At 69.2% G+C, this 20,634-nt stretch carries 17 protein-coding genes and 2 pseudogenes; 8 read left to right on the plus strand and 11 right to left on the minus strand.

Going from position 1 to position 20,634, the window contains the following annotated elements; all coding sequences use genetic code 11:
• Positions 1-95: 95 nt before the first annotated feature.
• Complete coding sequence (locus tag ACFYNP_RS12795) at positions 96-785, minus strand: DJ-1/PfpI family protein (RefSeq protein ID WP_388785122.1); 690 nt, start codon at positions 783-785, stop codon at positions 96-98.
• 99 nt (positions 786-884) lie between these two features.
• On the opposite strand from ACFYNP_RS12795, the gene ACFYNP_RS12800 reads away from it, so the two are divergent.
• Positions 885-1,853, plus strand: coding sequence for a GlxA family transcriptional regulator (locus ACFYNP_RS12800; protein WP_388785123.1), 969 nt, complete (start codon positions 885-887; stop codon positions 1,851-1,853).
• 162 nt (positions 1,854-2,015) lie between these two features.
• Here the strand turns inward: ACFYNP_RS12800 and lysA are convergent, their stop codons facing one another.
• Positions 2,016-3,302: a diaminopimelate decarboxylase gene (lysA, locus tag ACFYNP_RS12805; RefSeq protein WP_388785124.1), complete on the minus strand. Its 1,287-nt coding sequence runs from the start codon at positions 3,300-3,302 to the stop codon at positions 2,016-2,018.
• Positions 3,303-3,440: 138 nt separating this feature from the next.
• On the opposite strand from lysA, the gene ACFYNP_RS12810 reads away from it, so the two are divergent.
• The gene (locus ACFYNP_RS12810; protein ID WP_388785126.1) at positions 3,441-5,057 is read left to right on the plus strand and encodes a PucR family transcriptional regulator; all 1,617 of its coding nucleotides are present in this window, start codon (positions 3,441-3,443) and stop codon (positions 5,055-5,057) included.
• On the opposite strand, the gene ACFYNP_RS12815 is transcribed toward ACFYNP_RS12810, so the two are convergent.
• The 3 genes from ACFYNP_RS12815 to ACFYNP_RS12825 form a co-directional block, all read right to left on the minus strand.
• Positions 5,042-6,622: a serine hydrolase domain-containing protein gene (locus tag ACFYNP_RS12815; RefSeq protein WP_388785128.1), complete on the minus strand. Its 1,581-nt coding sequence runs from the start codon at positions 6,620-6,622 to the stop codon at positions 5,042-5,044. The two genes, ACFYNP_RS12810 and ACFYNP_RS12815, sit on opposite strands and share 16 nt — an antisense overlap.
• Positions 6,622-8,115 carry an APC family permease gene (locus ACFYNP_RS12820; RefSeq protein WP_388419452.1) on the minus strand — a complete coding sequence of 498 codons (1,494 nt, stop codon included), beginning with the start codon at positions 8,113-8,115 and terminating at the stop codon, positions 6,622-6,624. Before ACFYNP_RS12820 ends, ACFYNP_RS12815 begins: the two co-directional genes overlap by 1 nt.
• An 803-nt stretch (positions 8,116-8,918) precedes the next feature.
• The gene (locus tag ACFYNP_RS12825) at positions 8,919-10,091 is read right to left on the minus strand and encodes a PP2C family protein-serine/threonine phosphatase (RefSeq protein ID WP_388785130.1); all 1,173 of its coding nucleotides are present in this window, start codon (positions 10,089-10,091) and stop codon (positions 8,919-8,921) included.
• A gap of 90 nt (positions 10,092-10,181) precedes the next feature.
• Between ACFYNP_RS12825 and ACFYNP_RS12830 the strand changes: the two genes are divergently transcribed.
• On the plus strand, positions 10,182-10,685 hold the full coding sequence (locus ACFYNP_RS12830; protein ID WP_388419448.1) for a MarR family transcriptional regulator: 504 nt from the start codon (positions 10,182-10,184) through the stop codon (positions 10,683-10,685).
• A 309-nt stretch (positions 10,686-10,994) separates the two neighbouring features.
• Here ACFYNP_RS12830 and ACFYNP_RS12835 read toward each other — a convergent pair whose 3' ends face one another.
• Positions 10,995-11,201 carry a hypothetical protein gene (locus ACFYNP_RS12835; RefSeq protein ID WP_388419446.1) on the minus strand — a complete coding sequence of 69 codons (207 nt, stop codon included), beginning with the start codon at positions 11,199-11,201 and terminating at the stop codon, positions 10,995-10,997.
• 653 nt (positions 11,202-11,854) lie between these two features.
• On the opposite strand from ACFYNP_RS12835, the gene ACFYNP_RS12840 reads away from it, so the two are divergent.
• Together ACFYNP_RS12840 and ACFYNP_RS12845 are read left to right on the plus strand one after the other, a co-directional pair.
• Positions 11,855-13,132: a PP2C family protein-serine/threonine phosphatase gene (locus ACFYNP_RS12840; RefSeq protein ID WP_388785132.1), complete on the plus strand. Its 1,278-nt coding sequence runs from the start codon at positions 11,855-11,857 to the stop codon at positions 13,130-13,132.
• A 174-nt stretch (positions 13,133-13,306) separates the two neighbouring features.
• Positions 13,307-14,506 carry a PP2C family protein-serine/threonine phosphatase gene (locus tag ACFYNP_RS12845; RefSeq protein ID WP_388785134.1) on the plus strand — a complete coding sequence of 400 codons (1,200 nt, stop codon included), beginning with the start codon at positions 13,307-13,309 and terminating at the stop codon, positions 14,504-14,506.
• 50 nt (positions 14,507-14,556) lie between these two features.
• On the opposite strand, the gene ACFYNP_RS12850 is transcribed toward ACFYNP_RS12845, so the two are convergent.
• Both ACFYNP_RS12850 and ACFYNP_RS12855 read right to left on the minus strand, forming a co-directional pair.
• On the minus strand, positions 14,557-14,994 hold the full coding sequence (locus ACFYNP_RS12850; protein ID WP_388785136.1) for a MarR family winged helix-turn-helix transcriptional regulator: 438 nt from the start codon (positions 14,992-14,994) through the stop codon (positions 14,557-14,559).
• Positions 14,995-15,914: 920 nt separating this feature from the next.
• Positions 15,915-16,493 carry a GNAT family N-acetyltransferase gene (locus ACFYNP_RS12855; protein ID WP_388785137.1) on the minus strand — a complete coding sequence of 193 codons (579 nt, stop codon included), beginning with the start codon at positions 16,491-16,493 and terminating at the stop codon, positions 15,915-15,917.
• 92 nt (positions 16,494-16,585) lie between these two features.
• On the opposite strand from ACFYNP_RS12855, the pseudogene ACFYNP_RS12860 reads away from it, so the two are divergent.
• Positions 16,586-17,134 (plus strand): annotated as a pseudogene (locus ACFYNP_RS12860) (hypothetical protein); the annotation flags it as partial.
• A gap of 414 nt (positions 17,135-17,548) precedes the next feature.
• Here the strand turns inward: ACFYNP_RS12860 and ACFYNP_RS12865 are convergent.
• The 3 genes and pseudogenes from ACFYNP_RS12865 to ACFYNP_RS12875 all read right to left on the minus strand — a co-directional run.
• Positions 17,549-18,093, minus strand: a pseudogene (locus ACFYNP_RS12865) (helicase); the annotation flags it as partial.
• 304 nt (positions 18,094-18,397) lie between these two features.
• On the minus strand, positions 18,398-18,895 hold the full coding sequence (locus tag ACFYNP_RS12870) for a hypothetical protein (protein ID WP_388785139.1): 498 nt from the start codon (positions 18,893-18,895) through the stop codon (positions 18,398-18,400).
• A gap of 20 nt (positions 18,896-18,915) precedes the next feature.
• On the minus strand, positions 18,916-19,293 hold the full coding sequence (locus ACFYNP_RS12875) for a BTAD domain-containing putative transcriptional regulator (RefSeq protein WP_388785285.1): 378 nt from the start codon (positions 19,291-19,293) through the stop codon (positions 18,916-18,918).
• A 99-nt stretch (positions 19,294-19,392) separates the two neighbouring features.
• On the opposite strand from ACFYNP_RS12875, the gene ACFYNP_RS12880 reads away from it, so the two are divergent.
• Together ACFYNP_RS12880 and ACFYNP_RS12885 are read left to right on the plus strand one after the other, a co-directional pair.
• A complete protein-coding gene (locus ACFYNP_RS12880; RefSeq protein ID WP_388785140.1) occupies positions 19,393-19,617 on the plus strand; it encodes a hypothetical protein in 225 nt (74 codons plus the stop codon).
• A gap of 37 nt (positions 19,618-19,654) precedes the next feature.
• Positions 19,655-20,104 carry a hypothetical protein gene (locus ACFYNP_RS12885; protein ID WP_388785142.1) on the plus strand — a complete coding sequence of 150 codons (450 nt, stop codon included), beginning with the start codon at positions 19,655-19,657 and terminating at the stop codon, positions 20,102-20,104.
• Positions 20,105-20,634: the final 530 nt, after the last annotated feature.

Raw genomic sequence — 20,634 nt, forward strand, 5'->3', positions numbered from 1 at the left:
CGCCCTCGACACCCACGCCCCGGCTGCTTCCTGCTCCTCGCGGACCCGCGGGAGGGCCGTCGGCTGCGCCGGGGCCTTGAGCGTCGGGCAGGTGGTCAGGTCGTGAGCCGCGCCAGGAGGGCGGGGTGGTCCGCCAGCGCCGATTCCACCATGGACCGCGCATGGGGCTTGAAGAAGTCGAGGTCGGTGGACCCCCAGTCGATCCCGCCCAAGGGCGGCTGCGGGTCGTACTCGATGAGGAGCTGGACCGTTCGGGCGGTCCGCTCGCCCGCGAGGCGTTCGACCAGGTGGAGGGCCATGTCGACACCGGCCGACACCCCGGCGGCGGTGAGTACGGGGCCGTCCTGGACCCAGCGCTCGGCGACGGGCGTCGCGCCGAACTTGGCCAGCAGGTCGCGGAAGCCCCAGTGAGAGGTGGCCCGACGACCGTCGAGCAGACCGGCGGCGCCCAGGATCAGTGAGCCGGTGCACACCGAACCGACGACCTCGGCCGTGAGCGCGGCCTTGCGGATCCAGCTCAGCAGGGGTTCGTCGGCCAGCGCTGCCAGAGTCGGCTCGGTCCCACCGGGCACGATCAACGCGAACGGCTCGGTGACCTGGTCGAACGTGTGGCTCGGCGTCAGCCTCAGCGGGGTGTCGGTGTCCAGGAGAGCGAGATCCTGGCCGACGACGACCACGTCGAAGGAGCGGTCGATCTGGGCCAGGGCGGACAGCACTTGGAGGGGCCCCACCATGTCGAGCGGGGTGATGCCGGGATAGAGCACGAAGGCGAGCGTCTTGGTCATGCCGTCACCTTCGGGTCCAGGCGGGGTGAGCGCCAAGGGCGGACGGCGACCAGGTCGGAATCCTTGGGATACAAGTCATTCCGACATAGGGTCGCGGTCATGGAGGACCGACGGATGGTCCTCGTCGGTTACGACGGGGCCGAGTTGCTGGACATCGCCTGTGTGACGACGAGCCTGACCCTCGCCAACCGGCTCGGAGCCCATCCCGCCTATGAGGTGGGCGTCGCCACCCCGGGAAACCGAGCGATCGCATGCGACTCGGGGCTGACGCTGGAGGGCCGGCAATCCCTGGAGCGGCTCAAGGGGCCGCTGGACACACTGATCGTCTCGGGAGGCCTCGGCCATGAAGCCGCGGCGGACAATCCGCGGATCGTCGGCCATGTCCGCCGCCTGGCCAGGGAGAGCCGCAGAGTGGCCTCGGTCTGCACGGGGGCGACCGTCCTGGCCGCCGCCGGCCTGCTCAACGGCAAGCGTGCCACGACGCACTGGTGGTACGCCGAGCAGCTGGCCGCCGCCCATCCGGACGTCACCGTGGATCCCGCGCCGATCTACATCCGCGACGGACGCGTGTCCACCGCGGCCGGTGTCACCAGCGCCCTGGATCTCACCCTGGCCTTCATCGAGGAGGACCACGGCGCCGAGTTGGCGCGCGCCGTGGCCCGCGGCCTCGTCACCTATCTGCAACGGCCGGGAAACCAGGCGCAGATGAGCATGTTCACAGCCACTCCAGCCCCCACCAACAGCCTGGTCGGGCGGGCCGTCAACCACATCGCCGGCCACCTGGCCGGCGACCTGACCGCCACCACGCTGGCGGTTCAAGCCGGGGTGAGCGAACGCCACCTCACCCGGTTGTTCGTCGAGCACCTGGGCAGGACGCCCGGCCGATACGTCCGCGACGCGCGCACCGAAGCCGCCGCTCACCTCCTGACGTCCACCTCTCTGTCCGTGGCGAGCGTGGCCGCGCAGTGCGGCTTCAAAACCGCTGAGACGCTCCGTCAGGCATTCGTCAGCCGCTACGGAACCCCGCCATCGCGCTACCGAGCGACACAGAGCACCCCGGCCACCTGACGTAGGAGCGCCGGGCACGGTGCGCCCTCCCCGCTTGTTCGTTGACGGACGCGCTGAAGGGGGCACGGACCACGTAAGGCGCCAGGCGTCGGGTGATCCCGGCGGTGACGTCTCGGTGTTCGTCCAGCCGGGGCAGCGCTGCGTCTGCCGCGGCTGTCGCCCTTACGGCAGATCCCGGCGCATCAGGTCGGCGTAGGTTTCGCGGCGCACCACGGCGCGGTGCGCGCCGTCGCGGACGAAGACCACCGGAGGGCGGCGCGCGCCGTTGTAGTTGTTGCTCAGCGCATAGGTGTAAGCACCGGTGACCGGTACGGCGATCACGTCCCCGACCCGCGGATCCGCGAGCCGGACGCCGACGCTGAGGCTGTCGCCGGACTCGCAGTGCCGGCCCACCAGGTGGCACAGCTCGCCCCCGCCGGTCGGACGGCCGGCGACGGCGGCCTCGAAGCGCTGCTGGTACAGGGAGACTTCGAGGTTGTCGCCCATACCGCCGTCGACGGCGACGAAGGTGTGGCCTCCGCCGCGCTTGACGGAGACGACCCGGTACAGCGAGACGCCGGACTCGGCGACCATGGAGCGGCCCGGCTCGATGAGGATGCGCGCGTCGGCGGGCAGCAGGCGGCGGGCGGTGTCGGCAACGGCGTCGAGATACGCCTCCACCGTGGGCGGCCGGTCGGCGTAGGTGTAGCGGGATCCCAGGCCGCCGCCCAGGTCGTAGACGGTGAACTCGCCGAGGTCGGCGACCGCCTCGACGGCCTGAGCGAACGGCGCCAGGTCCAGGATCTGCGACCCGACGTGCACATGAACGCCGTCCAGCCGCAGCCGGTCGCCGGCACGCAGCCGCGCGATCGCCGCCCGCGCCTGCGCCGGCGGCAGGCCGAACTTGGAGCCGTTCTGGCCGGTGGACACGGCCGCGTGGGTGTCCGGACGGATGCCGGGGGTGACCCGGACCAGTACCCCCTGCTCTCCCGTGCTGCCCGCCAGGATCTTCTCCAATCGGTCGATGTCGTCGAAGTTGTCGACGACTATCGTTCCGGCGCCGGCCTCGACGGCCAGGCGCAGCTCGTCCTCGGTCTTGGCATTGCCGTGGACCACCAGGCCGGCCGGGTCCGCCCCCGCGGCCAGGGCGAGGGCCAGCTCGCCGCCGCCCGCCACGTCGATGCCCAGGCCCTCCTGCGCGAGCAGCCGGATCACGGAGGTGCAGGGGAATGCCTTGGAGGCGAAGACGACGCGGGAGTTCGGCCAACGGGCGGCCAGGCCGTCGGCATAGCGGCGGGCGCGGGCGCGGACCGACGTTTCGTCGAGGACCAGAGCGGGAGTGCCGTAGGACTCGGCCAGTTCTTCCGCGGGTACGCCCCCGATCACCAGCGCGCCGCTCCCGTCCCGGGCGGTCCCGGGCGGGAACAGCCCCAGCAGTTCCCGGCTTGCGTGTGTCTGCGTCACTGCCATCCGCACTCCTCGTGCCGCTCATCGATCCCGCTCTCCTGCCATCCTCCCGCTCCGGCCCCTCCGGATCCTCGTTGACAGCGTCAATGAAGAGCTCCCAGACTTGACGCACACAACAGTTCGTCGAGTCGGGGGTGCGGCATGCGGGAGCCGAGTACGCGGGGGCACCTGTCCGTCCGTCAGCTCGTGGACAACATCGGGCCGGCGCTGCTGCGCCTGGTCCACGAAGGGACCGGCAGCGGCGGACCGCTCACCGACATCGTCATCCACGCCCCGGGCGCGCCGACACAACTCGGGCCCGGGTGCGTGGTGCTGGGGGTGGGCGTGACCACGGAGGCCGAGCTGAGCGAACTGACCGCGGCCATGCGGCAGGCCGGAGCGCACGTGCTGGCTCTCAAGGGGCCGGTGCCGCCGTTGTCCGACGAAACACCCGCCGTCATCGAGGTCAACCGCGACGCGTCCTGGATGCACGTGGCGACGACCGTCCGTGAACAGCTGCTTGAGTTCGCGAGGACGCGTGTACGCTCGGCCGACAGCGGCGCGGAACTTTTCGCCTTGGCGAACGCCGTCTATGAGGCCGTCGGCGCCCCGGTCACCATCGAGGACCGCTTCTCCGCGCTGGTCGCCTGGTCGGAGGGGCAGGACCGTACCGACTCGGAGCGGATCGAAACCATCCTGGGACGGGCGGTGCACCAGCGGACGCTCGCCGAACAGCGCGAGCGCCAGGAGTTCGAGCGGCTCCATGCCAGCACCGAACCGGTGTACATGGCGGCGACCGGGGCCGATCAGCTGGCACGAGTGGCCATCGCGGTCCGGGCCGGCTCGGACGTCCTCGGCTATATCTGGGCCGCCGTCCCCGGGCCGCTCGGTGAGGCGGCCACAGCCCGGTTGCGTGAGTTCGCGCCCGTGGTCGCGCTCCAGCTGGTCGCCCTGCGCACCGAGACCAGCTACGCCCGCCGGCAGCGCGGCGAGCTGGCCGCCGCCGTACTCGGCGGATCGGCCGACCCGGTGGAGGCGAGCCGGTTGCAATTGGGCTCCGGTCCGGTCTGCGTCCTCGCCGCGGCCCCGCGGATGGCGGGGGACCGGAGCTCCGACGCGCTGGATGCCGCCGGGCTGCGCCGCTTCGCGGACACGCTGGAGTACTTCCTGGCGGCCGTGCATCCCCGTTCAGCTGTGGTGGCGGGCACCGGAGCGGTGTACGTACTGGCCGCCTGGCCTTCGGAACACGCCGCGCCCCTGGAGTCGGCCGTCGCCCTGGCCCGTGACTTCCTCGTGCGGACCCCACTGCCCGGCGACTACGTGGTCGCCGTCGGCGGCCCGGCCGGATCGACGAGCCGGATCGCCGGTGTACGGGCTCAGGCGGACGCCGCGCTGCGGGCCCTGCGGCATCCGGCCGTGCGCGGACCGGCCGTGCGTACCGTGGAGGACATGGCGCTCGCGGTGCTCTTGCTGCACCTCGCGGACGTGACCGAGACGCTCGGCCTGTCGGACGCCGGAGGCGCGCTGCGCCGGCTGCGTCAGAACGAGGGCCAGGACGGGCCACTGGCCGCGACCCTGGCCGCGTATCTCGCCGCCGCGGGAGCCACCGACACCGCGGCGGAGACCCTGCACATCCATCCCAACACCATGCGCTACCGGCTGCGCCGTATCCGCGAGGTCTCGGGGCTGGACTTCGCGGATGCCGACGCCATGCTGCTCGCGCACCTCCAACTCCGGGTGCGCGAGCTGCGGACGGGCGCCCGTCAGGGCTCCGGGTGATCCCGGAACGAGCGCGTGTAGCGGCACCCGTCCAGGTCGACCCAGAGCACCGCGCCGTCCAGGGCGGGCCCCGGCGTCATGCGCTCCGGCAGCCGGGGGTCGGCTCCGACACGGAACGTCCCTTCGCCGAGCGGGACGAGCTCGGGTTCGTCGCAGGGCGCTTCCACGCCGGTCGCGGCGATCATGTGCAGTCGTCCCGCCCGCTGCACGATGCTGAAGCTGGGATACCAAGGGGTGTAACTGCGGTAGCGACCCGTCAGCGGATGTGGGGGAGTGGCAGGTCCGGAGGGGCCCGTGCCCAGTGACTCGGACCCGTAGAGCCAGCGTCCGTCCAGAGAGTGGTGGTAGGCGGACCATCCCGGGTGATCGCACACCAGCCGCCCGTCGCCCGCGTCGTACAGCCTGCCGCTCACCCCGTCCGCCGTCAGCGAAAGACGGTCGTCCCCCCTGGCCTCGACGCGGATCTGACGCGGTGTCGTTCCGTGGATCCCGACGTAACGCTGGGCGTCGGGGATCCGCTCCGGATCGAACAGTGCCGGGTCCGCCGGGGCTCCCTGGACGACGTCGAGCACATGGCGGGCGAAGCGGTCGATGATCTGACTCTCGCCGGGCGCGTTGGTCAGCACGGAGACCCCGTGACCGCCGTCGATGTCGACGGCCAGGTACGAGCGGTATCCGACCATCCCGCCGGCGTGCGTCAGCCAGGTGCGGCCGTCGATGACTTCCACGTCGACGCCGAGGGCGTAGCCGGAACTGACCGCTCCGGCAGGCAGCGTGACGATCTGGCGGAAAAGCTCAGGCCCGATGATTCTGGTGCCGTCCAGGTTGCCCCCGCCCAGCAGCATGCGGGCGAACAGGCCCAGGTCGGAAGCGGTCGCCAGCACATGTCCGTCGGCCGCCGAGTACTCGAAGAAACCGGCCGGCGCGATCGGGGCCGAGGGCAGCGGCGGGCGGTCGTCGCGCAGGAACCGGTACCCGGCCGCGAGTTCGGCGATGTCCTCATGAGTGATCCGCGCCGCCGAGTCGCCCATGCCCAGGGGCCGCAGCAGCCGTGCGGCCATGGCGTCCGCCAGCGGTTGCCCCGTCGCCTGCTCGACGATCAACCCGAGCAGGTTGTAACCCTCGTTGGAGTAGTGGAACAGCTCACCCGGTTCGGCCCAGGTCCTGGCATCGCGCAGCGCGTAGCCGCGTGCGGCGGCATCGGGCAGCGCGTCGGCCCCGGCCACCAGGCCGGAGGTGTGCTGGAGGAGGTGCCGGACGGTGATCGCGCGGGAGCCACCGTTCGGGGCGAACCAAGGGAGGTGATCGGCGACCGCCGCGTCGAGGTCCACCTTCCCCTCCTCCGCCAGTATGCCGAGCAGGAAGGCGGTGAAGGTCTTGCTGATGGAACCGATCTCGAACCGTGTGCGACGGGAGACCGGCACCCGGCGCTCCGCGTTCGCGAATCCTGCGGTGACGAACGCCGACTCGCCGGTCCTGTCGACCACACTGATCGCGATTCCCGGCACCGGCCACCAGTTCCGCAGCCGCTCCGCAAGCTCAGTAAGTTCCTGCTGCACTTCCATCAGACGCCCGCCTTCCGCGAACCGAACCCCGCGAACCGGTCCGGACCCAGTTCGAACCGGGAGGAGTCGATCTCCGCATCCGGCCGGTCGCCTTTGACGAACCGTCGGCACAGCGGATAGAGGAGCACGGCCAGCAGGGCCACCGCGAGACTCGTACCGAACGTCACGGCCTCGTCAACCGCGGTACTCCACATCAGGTACACGATCATCGCCGTAGGCAGCACGACGACCAGGACCGCGCCTGGCCAGCCGCCCGGCACCCGAACGGGCCGGAGCATCTGCGGATACCTCCAGCGCAGAACCAGGAAGGCCACGAACTCCAGCAGGATCGAGGCCAGCGTAAGCAGGACCGTGGCCCGCAGGATCGAGCTGAAGTCGACGGCAGAGAGCACGACGACAACGGTGGTGCTCGCCAGCAGCGCACCCACCGGCGTGTTGAACCGTCTGCTGTCCCGGGCCATCCAGCGGGGCAGGTACGCGTCCGCGGCCAGTGCCCGCGGCACCCGGGTGCTCGTGAGCAGGATGGCCATGAACAGCCCCACCAGGGAGAGCGCCGATCCCAGGGAGATCAGCACCTTCAGCCAGAGTCCGCCCAGTGCGTCGCCGACCACGACGAAGTCCCCCTGCACCCAGTCGCCGGGCGAGCCCTGGTGCAGTCCGCTGCCGATGGCGGCCATGGTGGGCAGCAGATACGCGGCGATGATCAGCGGAACCGAGACCATCAGGGCCCGGGTGTAGGTCCGGTGCGCGTCGGCGACCTCACCCAGCACCGTGCTGGGGCCGTCGAAGCCGAGGTACAGCCACACGATCACGCTGAGCGCGCCGGCCACCGACGAGTGGACGCTCTGCCCGGGCACCATGAAGGGCGAGAACACGTTGATCCCGTTGCCGACCGCATGCCAGAGGCCGAGGACGGTCAGCACCGCGAACGGAGCGAGGATCAGCAGCATCATCCCGACCGAATACTCGCTCACCGCTCGGGAGCCGCGGTAGTTCAGGTACGCCATCGGGACGACGAGGGCGACGGTGACGACCCAGTGCAGGTCCACGACGAAACCGCCGTGGAACAGATCGACGAGCACCAGCCCTTTCCCGCGGGCGATGGCAGGGACCCAGGTGCCCAGGTAGTCGACCAGCAGAATCGGATAGAGGGCGAGGTTCAGTACCGAGCCGATCGAATTCCAGGCCCCGAACACGAAGGCCGCACCCCTGCCGAGCGCGATCTTCGTCCAGTAGTAGTAGCCGCCATCGACGGGTATCGCGGCACTCAACTCCGCTGCCACCAGTGCGTTCGGCACGCCGAAGACCACGGGGACGAGGGCGATCATCAACACGGTCATGCCCGGCCCCGCGCTGGAAAGCGAGGCTTCGAGCCCGAAGGGGCCGCCGGACACCGTGAAGAAGAAGATTCCGACCAGGGCCAGCACGCCGAGCTTGCGTCTGCTCGCCCCGGGCACCGACCGTATGACTTCCGACGGGTTCAGTTCGGACATCTGGGCCCCACTCTCCGTTCGTGCCGCCTGGTCGGCACAACGTACGAGGCGTCACGGGGACCGTCCTCGTCGTGGGCGTCAAAGCCGGGACCCGTCGCTTGTCGCGGCCGTCAACGTCGCGTCGCCTCGCGGGGCGCGATCATCCTCCGTGCCGGCCCTCGTTTCCTCAAGGCACCCGCACCTCATCGGACGCTGAGACCGGACGAATCGCTGTCCCGCCGGACCACCTCGGCGTCAAGCGGACTGGCGACAAGGACATGCCTCTGGATGGGTGCGATGGGTGCGATGGATACGCGGACACACGTGCAACACCACCATGATCCGGTGCAGTTCACAGGTGGCGACTTCGCGTACGCCGGCCCCGAGCCCTACGACAAGGTGGCCTGCCACCTACGACAAGGTGGCCTGCCACCATGGCCGTGGCACACCCCGGGCTGCTGCCAAGGGGTACGCCTTCGAGCCCCGATCCCCCACAGGCCATGCGAGCATAGGCGGCGCCTGCCCCGGGCCGACGGGACCGTACAAGCAGATCGCCCTCGCGCGCAGCCACGACGTCCTCATCCACGTGCACCGCGTCAATCCGGCCCACCGGCTGTCCGCCCCGGCGGCGCCCGCCGGGAAGTGACGGTCGCCGCCCGTGCCGCATGCCGGGCCTCGGCGTGGTCAGCGGGCCGTACGGGGAGTCTGCCGAAGCATCCTTCGGGCCGAACCCGATCTCCTGCTGTGGCCGCAGGCCGCCGCAGGGCGGCAGCCCCCCTGCTCCTGGGGTTGGCCGACGGAAGGTGACGCCGCGAGCCGGCTGGTCAGTCCTTTTGGCGTCCGTGCCAGTCGAGGCAGACGACCATGGCGTCGTCGTCGGCGTCGATGGGGCCGCGGTGTCCCGCGAGTTCGTGCAGTACGGCTCGCGGGACCTGGGAGGCCGGCAGGAGGCGGGTGTTGGCCAGGGCGCGGATCAAGGCCTTCTCGCTGTATCGCTCGCCGGCCGGAGAGGCGACGTTGTACACGCCGTCACTGACGAAGACGAGGCGGTCCCCGGGCCGCACTTCGAAGGGCTCGGTCGTGTAGGGGGTGTCCTCGAACATACCGAGCGGCATTTGGGCCTCGGGGTGAATCTGTTCGGCCTTGCCGTTTCGCACGCGCCACATCCGAGGGGACCCCGCGTCGACGATCTCGGTCTGCCCGGTGTCGAGGTCGAAGCGGAGCAGCAGGGTGGAGAGGTAGGCGTCGCCGTGGTAGTGGCCGTAGACGGCCTGGTCGGCGAGACAGGCCTGGTCCGACAGGGACAGGCCCGCGCGGCGGGCGTTGCGCAGTGCGTTGACGGCGAGGTTGGTGAGGAGTGCGGCTTCGATTCCTTCACCCATGCCGTTGGTGACGACGAGAGTGAGGTGGTCGGCAGAGGTGGACCAGTCGAAGTTGTCTCCGTAAATGGCGTAGGCGGGCTCCAGCTGGGCGCCGATTTGGTATTCCGGGCGGGCGCAGGACCTTCCGGGCAGCAGCTGCCACTGCATTTCGGCGGCCAGGGTCAGACGGTTGGCCCGTCGCGCCTGGAGGTAGACATCGGTATCGCGTTCACCGACGACGATTTCGTGGCCCAGCACCTCGGCGACGTCCTGGAGTTCCTGCTCCGCCGCCGCGTCGAAGCACTCCTGTGGCAGGGTCACGGCCAGGACTCCGATGCGGTCGCCGCGGACGCTGACGGGCAGATGGACGGTCAGCCGGCCGGTCCGGTCGTCCTTCACCACGTACGGTTGCTGCCCGCCGAACGCTCTGCCCGGGGCGCTGCCGTGGACAGGGACGGGTTCAGCTGTGTACGGGAGCTCGCTGACCGGTTGCAGTATGGTCATCGCGTAGTCGGCCATGAGCAGGTCCACGGAAAAGGCTCCGTAATGCACGGCGAGAGCGTCCTGCACTGCTTGCAGCAGAGCGTGTGGCGCTGCCCGGCGCAACGCGCGTTCCGTAGCCGTGAATCTGTCCACTGTTCGGATACCGCCTGTTCGAGAAGATAAAAGCAGAGGAGCGGGAGGGTCTTTGTTGTGCCACAGCGACTGCCAAGACGGTTGACGACCGTGACTGTGGGGGCCGCGGACTCCGATGCCGGCCAGCAAGCGGCCGCGCTGGCGGCCCGTGAGGCCATCGAGGTGCTTGAGGTCCTGTGGGGCCAGAGCAGGGAGTTGGCGCCGACCGCTCCCGTCTCGATATCCCAGCTGCGGGTTCTCTACATTCTCGCGGACAACGACGGGATCAACCTGCGTGCCCTGGGCGAGCGGCTGGGTTCGACCCCGTCGTCGGTGAGCCGTATGTGCGACCGCCTCCACGCGCTCGACTTCATCGCGAGGAAGCCCAGTTCATCCAGCCGCCGAGAAGTCGAACTGCGTCTGTCGGACAAAGGGACGCGCTACCTCAGTGAGCTGAGGGCGCGCCGAGAAGAGTCCCTGGCCGACGTCGTGGCCACCATGACACCCGGCGAACAGATCGCATTCGCCCAGGGTCTGGCGTGCTTCCGTGCGGCTGTGCTGCGCGGAACGGACAGCCCGCGTTCCGCGTACGGAGAGGCAGCGGGTACTGCCTGACCACGTCATGAGGCCGGCGCGCCAACAGGTTCACCGTTCTCCGTCCTCCAGGGGAAAGTTCAGTGCCCACGCCGACCACGGCGTGAGCCGGGGACTAGAGTGCGACCACCGGGCATAGTTGTCAAACGACAAGTGTTTCCTTCCGGAGTCGCCCCGGGCTCACAGCGGTACCGCGGTCACACCTCGGCGTGCGGGCGGGACGATGACGACCAGGTGCTCCTCCGCGACCCCCGCGGCTGCCAGGTGAGTCGCCCCGACTCTTGCCGCGGTCCTGTGCTCCTCCAGCCGCCTGCCCGGGCGCGGATCCGGTCAGCTCGCGGGGATCGGGCCGGTCAGCTTTTCCATGCGCAGGAGGTCGTGGGGGGTGAGGCCGGACAGCGCGCAGATCGCCTCGACGTCGCCTCCCGCACGAAGGGCGGCAACCGCTTCCAGTTCGGCATCGGCGCGTGCTGCATCCAGCGCCTCTTCGGCGTCGCGCAGGCGGTGGACGGCCAGCTCCAGTGCAACGAGTTCCATGCGCGGATGATGCCACGGCCGCTTCACCTTCCTCTGGTGGCGCCGGGTCCGCCTCGGCCGGGTGGGCGCAAGCGGCAACGCGGAGGGCCGTGATGGCGCCTCCGCGGCGTACGCGAGTCTGTCGCGGGTGCGGCCAACTGTTCCCGGTCCCGGTGCGGGCGCGAACCCCGTCCAGCACCAGCCCGGGCGTCCATCCGTTCTAGGGGTGGCACGCCAGTGGGGCGTGGACGCGTGGGGCTTTCGTGTGCACTTCGCCCGTGAATATATTTGTCACGTGACAACAGTTAGGGTGGGCCAGCATGTCCGGCGCATCAGTGCCCAGGAGCGCCGTACGGAGGGCCGACGAGAGGGATCCCGATGAGTGTCAGCGAGGCCGTGGCGCGACGGCGTCGGGCGAAGGCGTCGCGAGCGAGCGCCGGAAACGGCGGCCGACCGGTCGTCGGAGTTCCAGCTGGTGCGGCAGAAGCCTATGGCAGGCGTCGGCGAGCGCGCCTTGCGTAGAGGAGAGGTCGACGAGCATCGACGCCCACTGGCCCCATGCTCCCAAGGTGTCCTGGCTGCCCTTGTCGCTGCTCACGCAGCGGTGACGCACCACGACCGAGACAGCCGCGATGACCGACGTTCGTTGCGCTCAGATCCCAGCAAAGGCACCCATGAACGGCACTTTCTACGCCCTGCCCGCGCTGCGCAGAGCAGTACGACACGCTGCCCACCGCTACGGACTGTCCGCCGAAACCCGCTCCCGCCTCGCCCTGTCCGTGTCCGATCTGGCTGCTGTCGAGTTCACCGCTCAACGACCGGTCACCTTTGACGTCGGCGTAGAGGCGGACCCGGACAACGGCGGAGCCGTCCTGGCCGCCACACTGACCGCCTCGGGAACCTGCGTACCGCTCACCACTGCCGGCCTGCCGCTGCCCGGCGCCCCCGGGACGCAAGCGACGTCGGTGACGTGGCGCATCCCCGTCTCCCCGCGAGGTGCGGCGCAGAGCGTCCGTGGCCCGCTGCCGGGCGGCGCCCTGCACAGTGGCGCGGACTCCGAGGAGGAGGAACTGCGCGCCGCGCTCGCCCGGATCGACGCTCTGACGGCCGAGCGGCGACTGCTTGAGGACGAACTGGCCGAGACCAACGGCGGTGTTCTCGCTCTCTACGTGCAACTTGAGGAGCGCGACGAGCAGCTGCGCAAAGCACACGGTGTCATGCTCCAGGAACTGGAGGACGCCCTCAGGCCGGCCCCGCTGCACGTCGAGGGCCTGGAACTCGCCGTCCACTACGAACCCGCCGACCCTCTCGCTCCCACCGGCGGTGACCTGTACGACTGGTTCCTCCTGCCCGACGGCACCCTCCACATCACCGTCGTGGACGCGCTGGGTCACGGCGTGCGCAGCACCAGAAGCGCCCTCGACGTGACCCACGCCGTTCGCACACTCGCCCTTGAGGGCCACCCCCTGCAGTCCATCGTCGCCCGCGCGCACGAGTTGCTGATGCCGCTCGCTCCCGGCCTCATGGCCACCGTGCTGCTCGCACGAATAGACCCCGCGACCGGAGACGTGCAGCTCGCCAATGGAAGCCATCCCCCCGCCCTGCTCCTCCAGGCCGACGGCGCGGCCGGTTACCTGGAAGTGCCCGGAAGAGGCATCGGCTTCCCTCTGCCGGGCAGCGAAAGGCTGCTGCGCACCCGCATCGACCCCGGCGACCTGCTCGTGCTCTACACCGACGGCTTGACCGAAAGCCGAAGAAACCCCATCGAGGGAGAGCAACAGCTCATCGAGTCGGCACGCCGGCACGCAGCGAAGCCGCTGACCGCAGTCCCCGGCGCGATCGCCGCCGACCTGCGCCATCACGTCCTGCACCCCGACGACACCCTCGCCCTGGCGATTCGTATCCCCCGTCCCTCACCCCAAGATCCCCACCGGCCGGCAGGAGCGTCGTGACAGTAGGGTGGACAAGACGCATATGCCCCGCGAAAAGGACCCGACGGTCCCGGGCATATTCGAAGAGCACCGTATTTCCGGGCGGGACTGAGGAAGAATCAACCGCGACCGGCTGATGGCAGCACCGCTGCGCTCTATGGCGCGGGTTCATTCACGTGATGAGGGAAGAAGGCCGTGGAGAGGCACTCGACAAGCTGGCTCGGCGTCGCGGAAAGCACCCTGCGACTGACACCGCCGACCGCACTGCTGTCCACCGCACGCTCCTTGCTGGCCGAGCACGTCCACGCCCGGCACGTATCCCTCCTGCTGGCCGACTACGGGCTGAGTGTCCTGCAGCCCGTGACCCACCTGCCGGAGACGGGCGAGGTGACAGCCGTACGTGACGGCAGCCCCGCAGGCCGCGCCTTCACCTCGCAGACCCCGGTCGTGGAAGTCACCGACCAACCCGGCATCGTCCGGACCCACCTGCCGATCACCGCCCGAGGCGACCGGATCGGAATCCTCTCCGTCGACCTCCCCGAATCCGCCGCCCAGGGCACTCGGGGCGTGCTGGACCTCGCCACCTTCGCCACAGCTCTCGGACACGAACTCCTCGTCGCGGACCACGTCACCGACCTGTACCTCCAGGCCCGCCGCCGCAGAAGGCTCACCCTCGCGGCTGAAATGCAATGGCAGCTCCTGCCCGGACGCGGCTTCGAGACCGACGAATTCACTCTCGGTGCCCACCTCGAACCGGCCTACGCGGTAGGCGGAGACAATTTCGACTGGAGCGTGACCGATGAATCGCTCACCGTCACCGTCACCGACGGTCAAGGCCATGGCATTCAGGCAGCCCTCCTCACCAGCCTCACCGTCAACGCCCTGCGCAACGCCCGCCGCGCCGGCATCTCCCTCGAAGACCAGGCATGCCTCGCAGACCAAGCCGTCTACGGCGAATACGCCGGACAGGTGTCAGCCCCCACCCTCCTGCTGCGCGTCGACCTGGCGACAGGACGGGCCCGCGCAGTCGACGCCGGGTCCCCTCAGCTGTTCCGCCACCGTCAAGGGACAGTCGAACAAATCGAGCTCGATGCCCAGCTGCCGCTCGGCATGTTCGAGGAAACCCAATACCAGGAAGAGCAGTTCACACTTGAGCCCGGCGACCGTCTGATCATCGTGAGCAGCGGCGTGCACGCGTCCCGGAACACGGCGGGGAGTTCCTTCGGGGAGCTGGCTCTTCGGGAGACCGTCGCCGCTGCCCGCGGCGCGTCGACGCACGAGGCCGCGCGCGCCGTGGTCGACGGACTGATGCAGCATCACGGCGACGAAGAGCTGTCTAGCGATGCGGCGGTCCTCTGCCTGGACTGGAGAGGGAGAACGACACCGGCAGCGTAGGGGGCCGGCCGGCAGAAGGACAGGGGACCGGGGTACGGGGGACAGGGGACTCAGCGTTCGGGGCCGCTGCTCTCGGCCGCTTCGACGGCCTCCGTGAAGGCGCGCAGGCCGACAGCGAGCGCCTCGGCCTGGGCCGAGGGGACGTGCTGAAGGATCTGACCGATTGCTTCAGCACGATGTTCGGACAGCGTTTGCAGGATGACCTGGCCATGCGCAGTGAGGAGCAGTTCGACTTCGCGGCGATTCGTCGAGGTGCGTCGTCGTTCGAGGAGACCCGCCGCCTCCAGCCGGTCGCACAGCCTGGAGGCGGCGGGAGGGGCAGCACCCATACGTTCGGCCAGCCCGGTGAGGTTGATCCCCGGAACCCTGCGGGCGATCAGCAGAGCCTCCAGTTGCAGGCTGGACAGGCGTGGCGACGCGGATTGTGCCGCAGCGTTCCAGGTCACGATCAGCGCCTCAGCGGCTTCCGACACCCGGTGGGCGAGCATGCGCAAAGAATCGTCACCTGCGGATGCCGCGCGGTCCATATGGCCGTCTCTCCCACTGAGCTGGTGCACATCCCCTTCAGATCCCACCGTCTCGCCACGGGGCCCCGAACGGTCTCCACCTAATATGCCCTCGCTGGCCAAACTATGCCTGTCCACGTCATCTTCCGAGCCGGACGGTCCAAGACGCCCTGGCAGCACCCGGGCGGCGAGTTGGACGCCGGGCCGGGGAATCTGAGCATGAGCTCAGCGTCCGGGTGCTGAGGGAAGGCATCCTCGGCCGCCCCCGTGAAGTCGTGGGGCGGCGGTGCATGCGGCCGTCAATTGAGGCAAGAGGGCCGACATCTGCTGGCCCGGTGCGCCCTCTACCCGCGGCCGCAGGTGGGCGTAGTCGTTGCGGAAGACGCGTCGCCGAGCCGCTCGGCCTGGGACGTGATGCCGCGCTTGCGGCCGGCCTGCCTGTGACGATGCCCTACGTGGTGGGTCGGACCGGTCGCCGGTAGTAGCACGAGGCTGCGGCGAGTCCGAGAAAGGCCAGGTGGATGGCGGGTCCATTCTTGACGCGAGCCGGTCTCCGGGCGGCCCTCCCTGCCGGGGGAGTGCTCCCAGGGTATGGCGGGGTGGCTGGGTTGCGAGGTGCTGGGGCCGTCGGATTCCGACGCGGGCAGAGGCGCCAGGTTTCGAGGGTGGGCGGATCAGTTGCCACCGCGCGTGGTGGTGCAGGTCGCGGGGGTAGGGCCGGGATGATCGGACGACGTGGGGTGCCGGTGCTCCGTATTCCAGCAAAGACGGTATGACAACTCTGTGGCATCGGCAGTTCAGAACTGCCTCAGAGCAGCGCGAATATAACCAGAACGCTCACCAAGGCGTCATCTCGTTTGGTTCCGAAGGGACGGAAGCTGAGCTCGGTGTATGGGGATGTATCAGGGGCACGGAGTGCCGTTGACAGGCGGCGTAGGGCGGTTTAGCCGCCAGATCGTGTCGATCCCGCTGCCTGAGGGGGCTGTGGGTGGTCTTCCCTGTTCACGCCGGACTTCGGTGAAGCCCAGCCGGCGTGGTATGGCGGCGCTGGAGGTGTTGGACAGGTCGTGCGCGATTTCCAGGTACTCCACTTCCGGCAAGGTGAACATTTCGGTGACCAGGGCCGCCGTTGCTCTAGTGGCGATGCCCTGGCCAGTGCCGGCAGGGTGCAGCCAATACCCCATGCGCCGGCCCTGAGGTTCGGTCCCGCGGTAGGTCTGGCACATGCCAACGAGAGTGCCGTCTTTGGCGATGGCGTAGTTGTACACGTCACCGCTTGCCCACTTCGACTCGGACGTCGCGAGGAAGTCTCGGGTGCTCTGCGCGCTGTGACGGGCGACCCACGACTCCCAGGGGCGCAAGTGTTCCAGAGACTCCTCGATCAACTTGAAGGCCGGAGCGAAGTCGCTCTGCCCCCGCCAGCATCGCAGGACGAAGTCTCCGCATTCGATGATCCGCCTTGGTCGGTCCATGACGGCCATGTTTGTTCGTGGAACTGTCCACTGCAACGGGATACGGACAACTGTATCGGCGTCTACTGTCTGCCTCGCAGACGGCGGCGGCAGAGCAGGGCGCCACCGTCGCGGCCTCGGTCGACGGTCTGCGCGCGGCCCGGACGCTCGCCCACCGCAGTGGCCGGGAGTTGCAGCGCAAGGTCCAGGTCAGCGGGTTCTCGCAGGGCGGACCCGCGACCATGCTGGTGGGCCGGGCGCTCCAACAGGCGGGCGCGGAGCGCTACTTCACGCTGGGCGCCCTCGCCCCCGTCAGCGGCCCCTACGACCTCTCCGCCTTCGAGGCGGCCGCGGCCAACGACAGGATCGAGAACTCCGGCCTCTACCTCGCCTACTTCGTCATCGCCTGGAACAGGATGTACGGCCTCTACACCTCACCCGGCGCGGTGTTCCAGCCCGGCTACGCCGGCGAGAGCGGCTACGACGGCGAGGGCGGCGAGCCCGGCGAAAAGGTGGACGTGGAGAGCCTCTTCGACGGCTATCACACGACCGACGCCATCGCCCGGGCGCTTCCGGCGGCCTCCAAGGACCTGTTCACGGAGGACTTCCTCAACAAGATCCGCAAGCCCGAGGGCATCCTGAAGGACAGGCTGCGCCCGATGGACAACAGCCGAGCGGCGCCTGGAAGCAAGCCGCTTTCGTCACGGCGGGCGACTTCACCGGCAGCGCCAACTGGGACACGTTGGTGCGCTGGTTGGACGGGCGGGTTTCGCAGCTCCAGAAGACCGGCCAGGGAGGTCTGTGCACTGAGGTCCAGAGGGCTCCGCCCCAGAGCATCTGGACCCATGACGTCGTGATGACGGCAGGCAGTTACGACTCCAACGGCTGGCCGGACGGCCTCACCATCCGCTGGTCCGTCGCGGGACGACGATGTACGCCCGCACCGCCGTGCAGTTCGGGCGAGGAACGCCCCCTCGTCCAGACGGCGGTCCTGTCCGCTGGGGAGGGGGCGGGGTTCGGCCGGACGCGTGAGGCGTTGATCGCCGGGGCCGTGGCGGCGTTGCGGGAGGGGGGCTTCGCGGGGGACCGAGGGGGAAGTCCTCCGTGACGCCGACCCCGGCCTCCACGTCGTACGGGACTGCGTAGACGCCGGTGATCTCGTTTCTTATCCGCCAGCGGGTGAGGGTCCTGACCGCTCTCCAGCCACCCTAGGCTTTCCGGCCGGTACACCCGTGTCCGCATGAACGCCGCGATCGTCGCCGCGTCGCGCGGGCTGGAGAAGTGCGGCAGCGCGGACTCGCCAGTGGTGTCGGTGTCGTCCTGCCCGTCGCCGTCGCTCTCGCCGTTGGGCGCGACGATCCGGCCGTCCTCGTCACGCTGGAGGTGCACCGTGCGCTTCTCGTTGCAGAGCGCGCGGGAGGCGCGCTGCTCGACCAGTCGTCAAATGACTGCGGAGCTCCTGGAGTACCGCTACACGGGGGCGGAACGAGGCACTGGCTACCATGTCGGTCGGGTCCTCGCTCGGCTCCAGGAACACCGGCACGATGATCCTGGCGACCTTGGTGGAGCCGTCCTTGTTGAGCCGGAGCGCCTGGTTGGTGCTCGGCACGATCTCCACCTGCGAGCCGCTACCCGGACGGCCCAGATCCGGGAGCGGCGCGCGTGAGCCTGACACGGCTGTCCCTGTGGACGGTCACCCACGACAGCGCCACAGAGACGGCCCGCGCGAGCTGTGGGACGAAGCGGAGACTGCTTACGGCCGCTGGGAGACTCTCGGTTGGCCGGCCGAAGACCGGCACGGCCTCACTCCCACCCCGGACGGCACCCATCGCACTGGATCGACCATCCCGACAACCAGGTCACCACTTTGCGGTAACCGCTCCTGTGCAACGTTGCTGCACGCTGGTCCGTCGCGCCTCCTGGCCGCTCTTCCACTACCGGCAGCGGCTCGGGCCGACCTGTTCAAGGAACCCCTGGACGGACTCTGCGGCAACCTCGAAATCGCCGAACCAGGATGCCGTGATCGACTTCCAGACTCGGCCACTGCCGGACACTGCGAACAGATGGCCGCCGCCGTCACTGGCGAACACGATGGCCGACGGATCATCATCAACCTGGACCGCGCCGTAGTCGCGGAAGTGGTCAGCAACCGTCGAGGCCGAGTGAATGAAGTATCCGTGCTCGACATCCGGCAAGGAGGCCTCGCCCATCACCCAGTAAAGGGTCGTGAGGTCCGAGGGAATCGGCGTGAGGTTCACAAGGGCGTCCGTCGCCTTACTGCTCTCATCGGTGGCGAGAACGACGGCGTTGTCGCCAGGTGGGAACCCATGCGTCGGCAGATGCGATGACATCACAGACTTGAGCGCAGCAGTTGTCTCCTCGCACCAACCTCGCACCCATTCCGAGTCGAGCCGCTCACCAGACACGTTCATCCTCCCGACGTACCACTAGCTCACGATCCGAGCCTCGGAGAGCCTATCGAAGGCGTCTCTGGCATGTCCGCGATGCATCGCCTCAGCTCAGAGCCCCTATGAGGTGCGCAGCATCCGCACCGGAGCTGACGGGGTGTCAGTGCGCCACATCTGCGCCTGCCGTGGCCGCGCGCAGCGTGTCGCCGTCCTGGCGGAGGACGGCGACACGCTGCGCGCAGCCGTGACCCGGGCGTGATGCCTAGCTCGGCGGCCAGGGTGGTGCGCGCGTCCCGGAAGACGGCCAGTGCCTCTGACTGCCTGCCGGTCCAGTACAGCGCCAGCATCAGGTTGCTTCTCCGTATGGGAACAAGCATCAGTTCGGGCTCCGAACTGCCCCTGACCGCCGCACAGTCGGGCATCTGGTACGCGCAGCAAGCGGAAACCTGACCCGCTTCAAGCGCTACTACAAGGAGCGTTTCCACGGCTCGAACAAGGGAGCCGTCGACGTCGCGTACAACATGCTGGCTCAGCAGGACGACAGCGTGATCATCGCGTGCATCACCTACCTGATCAACTCCACCGGTGGCTTCCCGACCATCGCTCCCGGAGCGCTCGCCTACAGCAAACTGGAGGCCTTCTTGCTGGGCTTCGCGGACCGGCTCCAAGGCCACGTCGGTGCCGAGGGGAGCCGGCGCGCGGCCTCCACGATGCGCCAGGGCGACCTCCGTAAGGTCGCCAAGTGAACAGCCATGACACCTCTTTGTCCTCGCGAACGCGGCGGTGCTGCCGGCGGTCTTCCTCCTCGGCGCCAAGCTGGCGCACCTCCTGGCCACCCGCCGCCTTTGGCTGTCCCCCCGGGGCGCGCGCCCCGGGCTGGAGCTGACCGTGCTCTCGGTGTGTGTCGCGGTCGCGGCCTACGTGCCGGGGCTGTGGATCGGCTTCAGCACCAAGGGGAGGGCAGAGGCATGCGTACGAGCCCTCGGCAACCCGATGCGGGACGAGGGCCCCGCCAGTGATCCAACTGTCGTGGAGCGCCTCTTCCCGCTGTCCCGGGAGTGCCGCTGGGGCAATGGCACCCGTATCGACCTGGTACCGCTCTGGCTGAACGCGGTGATCTGCGCAGCTCTCGCCGGAATGGTCATCGGCTGTGTCCTGGCCGTCTGTCGACTGATGCGCGGCCGGACCGGGATCCCAACCAACACCCCTTCACAAGGCGAGCAGTTGAAGTGACCAAATTCAAGACCCCGAGCCGACGCGGCATACTCACCGGCGGCCTCGGCTCGTCGGCGGCGCCATCGCGGTCACAGACCTGCCCGGCACGGCGTACGCGGCCGGTCGGCCGCAGCCCTCCGCAACGAACTCGACCTGGGCCAAGGCCACCTCGGCCAACGGCTGGCCGGTCACGGACCACGACGGCATCGCACCCCACAAGGTTGAGGGCTCGCCGATCACGGTCGCGCTGCGCGGCGGCGATTCGGCCATCGTGCTGCTCCATGTGGCCCGCAGATTCTTCTACGAGATCGACTCGGAACTGCGGACGGAGGACATCAGCGGGCACACCACCGACCGCGCCGTCGCCACAGCGTACGAGAGCAACTTGCTCTCCGACACGGCCCGGTCTCACAGGCGGGTCCCGGTCTCCTTCATGGGGCGACGCGGAGGGGGGATGCCAGGTGTTCCCAGCGGATGCAGGTTCCCCGCCCTGTACGCCCAGAGGCTGGATCCATGCCTGCGCTGAACGCGTTCCAAATGGAGCGGCG

The organism is Streptomyces sp. NPDC006691, assembly GCF_042869955.1.
Classification (GTDB): Bacteria; Actinomycetota; Actinomycetes; order Streptomycetales; family Streptomycetaceae; genus Streptomyces.

Coding starts and splice junctions, on each gene's coding strand:
- ACFYNP_RS12795 (WP_388785122.1), bottom strand. CDS start 785: ATGACCAAGACGCTCGCCTTCGTGCTCTATCCCGGCATCACCCCGCTC.
- ACFYNP_RS12800 (WP_388785123.1), top strand. CDS start 885: ATGGAGGACCGACGGATGGTCCTCGTCGGTTACGACGGGGCCGAGTTG.
- lysA (WP_388785124.1), bottom strand. CDS start 3,302: ATGGCAGTGACGCAGACACACGCAAGCCGGGAACTGCTGGGGCTGTTC.
- ACFYNP_RS12810 (WP_388785126.1), top strand. CDS start 3,441: ATGCGGGAGCCGAGTACGCGGGGGCACCTGTCCGTCCGTCAGCTCGTG.
- ACFYNP_RS12815 (WP_388785128.1), bottom strand. CDS start 6,622: ATGGAAGTGCAGCAGGAACTTACTGAGCTTGCGGAGCGGCTGCGGAAC.
- ACFYNP_RS12820 (WP_388419452.1), bottom strand. CDS start 8,115: ATGTCCGAACTGAACCCGTCGGAAGTCATACGGTCGGTGCCCGGGGCG.
- ACFYNP_RS12835 (WP_388419446.1), bottom strand. CDS start 11,201: ATGGAACTCGTTGCACTGGAGCTGGCCGTCCACCGCCTGCGCGACGCC.
- ACFYNP_RS12840 (WP_388785132.1), top strand. CDS start 11,855: ATGAACGGCACTTTCTACGCCCTGCCCGCGCTGCGCAGAGCAGTACGA.
- ACFYNP_RS12850 (WP_388785136.1), bottom strand. CDS start 14,994: ATGCTCGCCCACCGGGTGTCGGAAGCCGCTGAGGCGCTGATCGTGACC.
- ACFYNP_RS12855 (WP_388785137.1), bottom strand. CDS start 16,493: ATGGCCGTCATGGACCGACCAAGGCGGATCATCGAATGCGGAGACTTC.
- ACFYNP_RS12870 (WP_388785139.1), bottom strand. CDS start 18,895: ATGAACGTGTCTGGTGAGCGGCTCGACTCGGAATGGGTGCGAGGTTGG.
- ACFYNP_RS12875 (WP_388785285.1), bottom strand. CDS start 19,293: ATGCCCGACTGTGCGGCGGTCAGGGGCAGTTCGGAGCCCGAACTGATG.
- ACFYNP_RS12880 (WP_388785140.1), top strand. CDS start 19,393: ATGCTGGCTCAGCAGGACGACAGCGTGATCATCGCGTGCATCACCTAC.